Annotated in this window: 7 protein-coding genes and 1 riboswitch; of the genes, 6 read left to right on the forward strand and 1 reads right to left on the reverse strand. The window is 53.8% G+C overall.

Annotated features, from left to right (window positions below):
• Positions 1-933 (forward strand): bifunctional phosphopantothenoylcysteine decarboxylase/phosphopantothenate--cysteine ligase CoaBC (gene coaBC / locus ACYC56_RS09255; RefSeq protein ID WP_461373895.1); only part of this gene is annotated, 933 nt, incomplete at its 5' end.
• On the opposite strand, the gene ACYC56_RS09260 is transcribed toward coaBC, so the two are convergent.
• Positions 903-2,273 (reverse strand): sensor domain-containing diguanylate cyclase, encoded by a 1,371-nt coding sequence (locus ACYC56_RS09260; protein ID WP_461373896.1) that lies wholly within the window; start codon positions 2,271-2,273, stop codon positions 903-905. The genes coaBC and ACYC56_RS09260 overlap by 31 nt on opposite strands.
• Before the next feature lie 171 nt (positions 2,274-2,444).
• Positions 2,445-2,592: riboswitch (SAM riboswitch) on the forward strand.
• A gap of 81 nt (positions 2,593-2,673) precedes the next feature.
• On the opposite strand from ACYC56_RS09260, the gene metK reads away from it, so the two are divergent.
• The 5 genes from metK (at position 2,674) to rsmB (ending at position 9,397) form a co-directional block, all read left to right on the forward strand.
• A complete protein-coding gene (gene metK / locus ACYC56_RS09265) occupies positions 2,674-3,903 on the forward strand; it encodes a methionine adenosyltransferase (protein ID WP_461373897.1) in 1,230 nt (409 codons plus the stop codon).
• A 166-nt stretch (positions 3,904-4,069) separates the two neighbouring features.
• Entirely contained in the window at positions 4,070-6,517 is a 2,448-nt protein-coding gene (gene priA, locus ACYC56_RS09270; RefSeq protein WP_461373898.1) for a primosomal protein N', read from the forward strand.
• A 41-nt stretch (positions 6,518-6,558) separates the two neighbouring features.
• Positions 6,559-7,059 carry a peptide deformylase gene (def, locus tag ACYC56_RS09275; RefSeq protein WP_461373899.1) on the forward strand — a complete coding sequence of 167 codons (501 nt, stop codon included), beginning with the start codon at positions 6,559-6,561 and terminating at the stop codon, positions 7,057-7,059.
• Positions 7,060-7,075: 16 nt separating this feature from the next.
• Entirely contained in the window at positions 7,076-8,050 is a 975-nt protein-coding gene (fmt, locus tag ACYC56_RS09280; RefSeq protein ID WP_461373900.1) for a methionyl-tRNA formyltransferase, read from the forward strand.
• 3 nt (positions 8,051-8,053) lie between these two features.
• A complete protein-coding gene (rsmB, locus tag ACYC56_RS09285; protein WP_461373901.1) occupies positions 8,054-9,397 on the forward strand; it encodes a 16S rRNA (cytosine(967)-C(5))-methyltransferase RsmB in 1,344 nt (447 codons plus the stop codon).
• Positions 9,398-9,635 lie beyond the last annotated feature (238 nt).

A 9,635-nucleotide genomic window follows, 5' to 3' on the forward strand; every position in this document is an offset into this window, starting at 1 on the left:
GCGAAGGCCGCCCATGGATTAGCCGACGATGCGCTCTCGACAACGCTGTTGGCGGCCCGAAGCACCATCGTTATGGTCCCCGCTATGAACAACTACATGTGGGATAATAAAGCGACCCAGCATAATTTGGAAATCCTAAGAAGCCGTGACGTCAAGGTGATGCAGCCCGACGTAGGCCGGCTGGCGTGCGGCGAAGGCAATGCAGTCGGACGATTCCCGGACACACTTTCGATCGTAAGCTACCTGGAAGATATCCTGCGCACATCCCACGACCTGGCCGGAAAGAGCATTATGATCACCGCCGGCGGTACACGCGAGCCCATAGACCCCGTTCGCTTCATCGGAAACCACTCATCGGGCAAAATGGGGTATGCGATAGCGCAGGCAGCCCGCGCCCGTGGCGCTGAAGTCATCCTCGTTTCCGGGCCGACGTGCCTAAACCCCCCGCTTGGGGTGCACACCATACAAGTGGCAACAGCGCAGCAGATGCATGACGCAGTGATGGAGCATCTGCAGAAAGTAGACGCGATCGTCATGACGGCTGCAGTTGCCGACTTCAGGCCATCGTCATCCAGTATCGAGAAGATAAAGAAAGAGCGGATGCCGAAGAGCATCGAGCTTGAGCTTAACCCGGATATCCTGCAGGCGGTCTCCAAGAACAGGGGGAACAAGCTGGTAGTCGGCTTTGCCGCCGAGTCGGAGAAGATCATCGAGAATGCAACAAAAAAGATCGAGAAAAAAGCCCTCGACCTCATCGTAGCGAACGATATAGCGAGTCCCGGCGTTGGGTTTGGCAGTGATCTTAACCTGGCTGTTCTTATAACTAAAAAAGGCCCGGTAGGGGGCCTTGAGACTTATAAGAAAACCGAGTTAGCCGAGAAAATCCTTGATTGGATGGTCGATTATATCGCCGCATCCTCGATTTCATCGTAAGCGCAGACACAATTCCTTCCCGAACCTTTCGCCAGATAAAGGGCTATATCCGCTTTATCGATGAGCCCAAGCGGGTCAAGTGAGTCATCCGGGAAGCTTGCAACGCCGATGCTTACGGTAATGCCGCCGAGCGGCTGTGTGTACGCATCGGGGAACTCCGTGCTCTCTATCGTGTGCCTGATTCGTTCGGCAAAATCAAACGCGTTTTGCTTGTTCGTTTTAGGGCAGACAATCGTAAACTCTTCGCCCCCGTATCTCGCGACAATATCGTGCGACCTGCTTATTGATTTTAAGAGACCGGCAAGCTGTTTTAAAACCGCGCTCCCTTGCACATGGCCGTGCGTATCGTTGTACTGCTTAAAGTGATCGATATCGATGATTATGAACGAGAGGGGCTCCTGATAACGCTTTGCCCTACTGAACTCGGTTAAGAGCTGTTGCACGAGATATCGGTGGTTGTAGAGCTGCGTGAGGTCGTCGGTGATCGAGAGCAGTCTTGTTTCCTCAAGAAGCTCCGCTTTCTCGATCGCCATGGCCGCATATGTCGACAGCAGCGAGAGGATAGAGATGTCGTGCTCGGTAAAGTCCCTTGGTTTGAAGTCGTCGACATAGATGATTCCGACTACCTTTTCATCCAGTGTCAGCGCACAGGCGATAAGCGATTTTACTCCCTCGCTCACTAACTCTGGGTTATGGAACTCCGGGTGGTTATCCATATTGGAGATAGTCACCGGGCCCTCGTGGTTCAGGATATAGTTAGTAAGGCCGTTTTCTCTCGGTTTCCAGCTTTGCTGGATTGCAATGCCGCTTCTAAAGCCGGTCGAGGCCGAAAAATACATCTCGTCCAGCTCCTCGTCGTAGATCGCAAGACTGCTGGCCGGTGCGTTGGTGAGCACCGTTGCTTGCTCGATGATCTTTTGAGAGACTTCGGCGAGGTCTTTAGCGGAAGAGAGGCTGGTACCGATCTCGTAAAGAGACCAGTGCTCTCGGGTCAGCTTATCAATAAGGTCGTAAGTGCTCCTGCTTTCAGATTGAAGAAGACGACAGAGTAACTGCGCGGTCGAGTGGTCGATACTATCGATACCCGCGGGTTTATGGTCGCAGCTCTGCGCGCCCGGACCGTCCGGCTCGGAGAGATCGACGATCAAATCAATTTTAGTTTTCTCTAGGAGTTCACTGCAATCGCGTACAATCGGGATGTTGAATGCTGCTGCAAGTTCGATGGATTCTTCGTCGTATGATTCGATTATGATGCCGAGTATGTTGATGGATATTGCTTCTGCCAGCGTTTGCAGTGTAGAAGTCTCGCTTCTACCTCCGCCAATGATAATAATATTCACGTAATAGTAACCACCTGATTTGGTTGATATCGACAGCATCGGAGGGTAACTTTAATTGTTCGGAAGCACCGGCTAGTGCTTGACGCCAGGGGATTTTATCTGCTAATCTGCTTATAGAAATGCGTTTTAGTACGCACCTTGACAACCGCCGGCAGGCGGCACACATATCGGCTCTTATCCAGAGAGGTGGAGGGACTGGCCCTGTGAAGCCTCGGCAACCTGGAACCGGGTTCGTAAGCGTAATCCGTTTCTAAGGTGCTAACTCCTGCAGACTGGGAAGGCATTGCCTTTCCGCAAAAAGGTTTCTGAAAGATGAGAGAAGGTTTATAAAGTTAATAATGTAAACCCTCGTGCTCTTTCAAGCCGAGGGTTTTTTTGTTAAATAAAAGGGGGTAGTAAGTTGTCTAAGAGGTATTTAGTAACATCGGAATCGGTGACGGAGGGACATCCGGATAAAATCGCGGATCAGATATCCGACGGCATCCTCGATGCCATCTATAAGGACGACCCGATGGCGCGAGTTGCTGTTGAGACGCTGGTAACGACGGGGTTGGTTGTCGTCGCCGGAGAGGTCACGACGAGCACATATGTGGATATTCCGAGCGTGGTAAGGTCGACCATCCGCGATGTCGGTTATACGAGGGCGAAGTTTGGCTTTGACTGTGACACCTGCGGCATTATGACGAGCATCGACCCGCAATCACCCGATATCGCCCAGGGCGTCGACAATGCCTATGAGAACCGCGTTGTAGGTGCCGATGAGGATTTGGATAAGCAGGGTGCCGGCGATCAGGGCATGATGTTTGGATATGCCTGCAATGAGACACCCGAGTTAATGCCGATGCCGATTCTCCTCGCACATAAGCTTGCCTATAAGCTGTCGGAGGTCTGGAAAAACGGCCAGCTGCCATACCTGCGCCCTGATGGCAAAACCCAGGTGACGATAGCATATGAAGACGGCAGACCCGTTGAGGTGGATACTATCATCATCTCGACACAGCATGCCCCGGGTATCGATATAGAAGGGGAACTCAGACCCGCGCTCATCGAGAAAGTCATCGAACCGACCGTGCCGGCCGGGTTGATCGACTACGACAAGGTCAAAATCCTGGTTAACCCAACCGGAAAATTTGAGATAGGCGGTCCGCAGGGCGATACAGGGCTTACCGGCCGCAAGATCATCGTCGATACCTATGGCGGTCTCGGTCGCCATGGCGGCGGCGCGTTTTCCGGAAAAGACCCGACAAAGGTCGATCGCTCAGCGGCGTATGCTGCCAGGTACGTCGCAAAGAACGTCGTAGCTGCGGGTCTCGCGGAGCGTTGTGAGGTGCAAATCGCCTATGCGATCGGTGTTTCACATCCGGTCTCCATCATGGTCGAGACGTTCGGCACCGAAAAAATCTCAACTGAAGAGATCGAGGTGCTCATCAGAAAACACTTTGACTTAAGGCCCGCGGCAATCATCCGCGACCTTGATCTCAGGCGCCCGATTTACAGGAAGACGGCAGCGTACGGTCACTTCGGCCGCGAGGATGCGGACTTCACCTGGGAGAAAACGGATAAAGCCGCTATTCTTAGGGAGGAAGCGGGATTAAAGGATTTGAGCGAAGAGCTTACTACCCTGGGGTAAGTAAGCAGTAGGCAGTATGCAGTAAGCAGAAAAATCTAAAAAATATTGGCCACAATTGCACTTGTTTGCTTTCATTCCCGACCCACATTCTGCCTACTGTTCTCTTCGGCGTGCTATAATAAATACCGCAGGACCGTTTACGTTGTAACCCTAAGGAGTACTGTTTTTGCCGCATACACCCATTATTGCTGAAGTCATCGTTGACCTTCCGGTAAGAGAAGTCGATCGCATCTTTGATTACCTTGTTCCACCAGAGCTTGCCTCAAGAATCAGCGTTGGCTCGGTGGTGTTGATCCCCTTCGGAAGAACGAGGCAGATCGGTTACGTGGTTGGTTTTACCGATAGTTCGGAGGCAAAAAAACTCGTTTCGATCGAGGCTGTTCTTAACGAGCGCCCGGTTTTTGATGACCGCATGGTCGATGTATGCCGCTGGATCGCCAAGTATTATCTTTCGACGTTGGGCGAGGCGTTAAAGCTCGCCATCCCACCCGGTCGCGGCAGTAAGATCATCCAATTGGTCAGAATCGCGGGCGAGATACCGGTAAATCTGGCTCCACGGCAATCCGAGATTATCGACGCATTAACGCATCTGGGCGGGGAGGCTTCGATCGAAGTCTTAAAGTCCGCGACCGGCGGTAAGGATATCTCATCGGTTATAGCCCGGCTGCAAGCGCTGGGTTTTGTCGAGCGCTTATATGAGGTCGAGCAACCGAAGGTGAAGGAATCTACGGCCCGCTATGCGGTTCTTATCCCGCAGGGTGACGATCGGGTCGAATCGGCAATGGCCGGGCTTAAACGCGCGCCGAAGCAGCGGCAAGTCTACGAGGCTCTTGCCGCTTGCGGTTCGGGTCAGGTGGCAAAGCTGCTGGCGGATTCACAGGCCCCGCATTCGTCGCTGCAGGCGCTGGTCGAGCGCGGCCTGGTGCGGATTGAAGAGCGCGTGGTCAACAGAGAGCCCGAGCAATACTTCTTCCATAAGGATACGGCGCTCGAGCTTACCGACGAGCAGGAGGGTGCGCTTTCGGCGGTGCTGTCCGCCATCGATAAAGGATCGAGCGATGTGTTTCTGCTTCAGGGTGTTACCGGAAGCGGAAAGACCGAGGTCTATCTGCGTGCGATTCAACGGGCGCTCGAGAAGGGTAAAGGGTCGATTGTCCTGGTCCCGGAGATCGCGCTTACCGCACAGGTGGTCGCCAGATTCAAGGCGAGGTTTGGCGAAAATGTCGCGATTCTGCACAGCGGCCTCGGAGGGGGCGAGCGGTTCGATCAATGGCGGGGTATTCAAGAAGGCAGGTACCGTGTGGTGGTCGGCGCCCGCTCGGCGATATTTGCCCCGATTACCGATCTCGGCGTTATCGTCGTTGACGAGGAGCACGAGGCCAGCTATAAACAGGGGCGAAACCCCAGGTATAATGCGCGGGATGTTGCGATAAAGCGGGCAGAGCTTGAAGGCGCCTGCACCATTCTTGGAAGCGCAACGCCGTCTTTAGAATCCAAGTGGCGCTCGGAGAATGCCCTCTGCAAGCCGCTTTTTTTACGAAAGCGCATTAAGAAAAGCCAGTTGCCGCGAATCGAAATCGTCGATATGCGCGACGAGCCGTTCCAAAAAGTACGCCCCATCTTTAGCGGGCTTTTAGTAAATAGACTCAATGCAACATTGGATTCCGGCGGGAAAGCGATTCTTTTCCTGAACCGCCGGGGATTCTCCAATTTCATAATTTGCCAGGACTGCGGGTTCGTGCCAAAGTGCCACAACTGTTCGGTTTCGCTTACCTACCACTCCGTTAATCACAGCCTGCGCTGCCATCACTGTAACTTTGCGACACGGGCGCCGGAAACGTGCCCGAAATGCGGACGCGGTGAGATTAATTACCCGGGAGTAGGGACCCAGCGCGTCGAGGGCGAACTCGGCCGTCTATATCCGGGGGTGCCGGTTATCAGGATGGACGCCGACACCACATCCCGTAAAGGCGCCCATCAGAAGCGCCTGGCGATGTTTCAAAACGAGAAATCGGCGATTCTTCTCGGAACCCAGATGATCGCCAAAGGTCTGGATTTTCCCGAGGTCACCCTGGTCGGGGTCATCAACGCCGACACATCCATCCACTTGCCGGATTTTCGTGCCGGCGAGCACACGTTCCAGATTCTCATGCAGGTAGCAGGCCGCGCCGGACGCGGTGAGAAACCGGGCCGCGTTGTAATCCAAACGCATACACCCGACAGCTATTCCCTCCAGGCCGTGCTGACAGGAGGATACGACGAGTTCTATCAGACTGAAATAGAGTTCCGCCGGGAGCTTAACTATCCCCCGTTTTCAACCATCGTCAGGCTACTCTTTTCGGGCGCCGAGCCCGAACCGGTAGTGGGCCTCGCAAAACGGGCCGCCAAGGTCATAGCCGCAGCGGGTCTTGAAGAGGCAGCCGATATCGTGGGGCCATCGCCGGCGCCGCTCCTTAAGGTCAAGGGCGACTATCGCTGGCACATATTGCTGAAGGTCCGTGACGACTTGACAATAAAAAGCTTTTTAGAAGATAATTTTGGTCGATTCATTCCTGAAAAGTATCAAAACGTAGTAATCTTATCTATAGATGTAGATCCCGTTTGGGTACTTTAAAATAAGCTGACAGTTATCTGTAAAGAAGGTGGAGTTACGACATGGCGGTTTTGCCGATTAGGAAATTTCCCGATCCGGTGTTAAAAGAAAAGACGTTGCCGGTAGAGAAGATAGATGATGAGTTGCATAAATTAATCAAGAACATGGCCGATACGATGTATGCCGCGCCCGGGATGGGGCTTGCCGCAAACCAGGTCGGGATACTAAAACGCGTAATCGTCGTCGATGTCGATGAGGGCTTGATGGTATTCCTGAACCCCGAAATCACGTGGTATAGCGATGAGACCGAGGAGGGGGAAGAAGGGTGTCTTAGCGTTTATCCCCAGGAAATCCAGGTAATGGTTCCGCGGTCGGCGAAGATACGATTTAAGGCCATGAACGAGAAAGGCGAGCCGGTTGAGTTTGAAGCCGAGGGGCTTTTTGCACGTGCGCTCCAGCATGAAGTGGACCACATCAACGGCATGCTCATCCTCGATAGGACCAGCCCCGAGGAACGCCGCCGCACCTTAAAGGAGCTGGCGGGGAAGATACCGCTGGTATAACGTACGAAAGGTAACGATGCGCGTATTTTTTATGGGTACACCGCAGCTTGCAGTCCCGGTCTTAAAGAGGATTGTCGATTCCGGGCATGAGGTGGTTCTCGTTGTGAGCCAACCCGATAAACGCTCCGGGCGCCAGCAGAAAATCGGCGCTCCCCCTATTAAGCTCCTAGCGCTGGAAGAGGGCATTCCCCTAGTCCAGCCCGTAACTTTAAAGGATGAGCAGTTCAGAATGCAAATGGAAGAGCTGCGGCCGGATATCGGCGTGGTATTCGCCTACGGCAAAATCATACCCCAATGGCTTATCGATATCCCGAAATACGGGATTATTAATATCCACGCGTCGCTGCTCCCCCGGTGGCGCGGCGCCGCCCCGATTCAGCGCGCGATAATGGGAGGTGACACGGTGACGGGCGTTACCATCATGCAGCTGGTCCAGGAGCTCGACGCGGGCGATATCCTCCTGCAGCAGGCAATCGACATAGAGCTGCAGGATACCGCGGAAACTTTGGCGCTACGGATGTCCACCATCGGCGCCAACCTAATAATCGAGGCGCTTACCGGGATAGAAAACGGCACCATCCAACCCAAGAAGCAGAACCCGGCTGAAGTCACCTATGCCCAAAAAATAGAGGACAAGGACCTCGAGATTAGCTGGGCAAAACCTGCCGAAGCTATCTTCAACCAGATAAGGGGTCTTAACCCGAAACCCGGCGCCCACACCCATGTCGACGACACACTGCTCAAAATCTGGTGGGCGGCAAAAACCCCGGAGGTCGTCCCGGATATCGCCGGGACCGAACCCGGTACGATTATCCATATCGATAAACGTACCGGCCCTTATATTGCTACCGGGACCGAACCGTTACTTCTCGTCGAGGTGCAGCCCGCCAACAAGAAGAAGATAAGCGGCGCGGAGTTTATGCGCGGCTACCGCCTTAACGTCGGCGATAGGCTGGGAACGGTGGTTCACAGCCAAGGGCTCGGGGATTAGCCGATGGCGAAGACGGCGCGCGAAATCGCACTTGAAGTTATCCATCGCGTCCATAAAACGGGCAGCTATGCCAACCTTCTTCTCCCAAAAAAGCTTCAGGAAAGCGATCTCGACCGGCGGGATAAAGCCTTTGCAACCGAGCTTACCTATGGCACCTTGAGGGCAAAAGGCATGCTTGACTGGGTCATCCAGCAGTTCTCGAAGCAGAAGCTGGATAAAATCCCCGATCTCGTGCTCGACCTCATCCGCATGTCTGTTTATCAAATCATGTATATGGACGTACCCGACCATGCAGCGGTTAACGAGGCCGTTCTTATCGCAAAGAAGAATTTCCATCCGGGAATAGCTAAATTCGTCAACGGTCTCTTACGCACGATCGCGCGCGAAAAAGATAATCTTCCCTGGCCGGACAAGGAAAAAGACCCGGTCAGGTACATATCGCTCAAGTATTTTCATCCCCTTTGGATCGTTAAGATGTGGATCGAAGAGTTCGGAATCGAGGAGACCGAAGCTCTCTGCAAGGCGGATAACCGCCCGCCAAGGCTTATGATCAGGGTAAATACGCTCAAGGCGACTCCCGAGAAGCTGGCCGCAGAGCTTAAAGAGGCGGGCTGGCAGGTAGAGCCGGGGATGTACGTGCCCGAAGCCCTGGTAGTGAAGGGCGGGGGGGATATTACGCGGCTCCCGCAATTCAAAGAAGGCCAGTTCTACATCCAGGATGAAAGCTCGATGATCATCGCCCACGTGGTCGACCCCCAGCCCGGCGAAACGATTCTCGATGTGGCCGCCGCCCCCGGCGGAAAGACAACGCACATGGCCCAGCTCATGCAGAACAAAGGCCAGATTTTGTCGGTAGATGTTAATCCCACCCGTGTCAACCTGCTTAAACAAAATATTCAACGGATGGATGCCACAATTGCCCAGGCTATAAAGGCGGATGCCACCAAACTCAAGTCGGTCATCAAAAAGCCGGTCGACAGGATTTTGTGCGACGCGCCGTGCTCCGGATTAGGGGTTTTGGCGCGCCGGCCTGATGCAAGGTGGACCAAGAAGCCGGAGCAGATAGAGGAACTCTCGAGCTTGCAAACCGAGATTATTACCGCGGTTGCCGATTTCGTAAAACCCGGCGGTGTTTTGGTGTATTCGGTTTGCACGTTGACCAGGCAGGAAACAAAGTTAGTGGTCGACCGCTTCTTGCGAATAAGGGAAGATTTCTATGTGGATGATGTTGCACCTTATCTGCCCGAACCGCTTCGTGAGGATGTCCGCGATGGAATGATTCAGCTGCTGCCCAGCAAACACGGCATCGATGGATTATTTATCGCGAGGCTGCGGCGGGTGGAATAATGACTGCGGCGTGATGGTGATCGATAAAGACACGGTTTCTTGGTGACACTTTAGTGTGCTGAGGTAGATGCTAGAAGCAACGGTCTTAGAGTGCGTGCTGGGTGCTAAACAGCCCGGCCTGCAGGAGGGTGTCCTTGCCTCGCCTCAAAGTTCGCGACCTGCCTACGCTTGTCTCTTATGTGGGGTAAAATCCTATCCGGCCCCGAAAGGGCCACGGATTTTTCAACCACCACATAAG

The organism is Candidatus Aquicultor sp., from assembly GCF_054640775.1.

What these genes read in the sequence shown, in the direction of transcription:
- rsmB (WP_461373901.1), top strand. Translation starts at nt 8,054, where the DNA reads ATGGCGAAGACGGCGCGCGAAATCGCACTTGAAGTTATCCATCGCGTC.
- fmt (WP_461373900.1), top strand. Translation starts at nt 7,076, where the DNA reads ATGCGCGTATTTTTTATGGGTACACCGCAGCTTGCAGTCCCGGTCTTA.
- def (WP_461373899.1), top strand. Translation starts at nt 6,559, where the DNA reads ATGGCGGTTTTGCCGATTAGGAAATTTCCCGATCCGGTGTTAAAAGAA.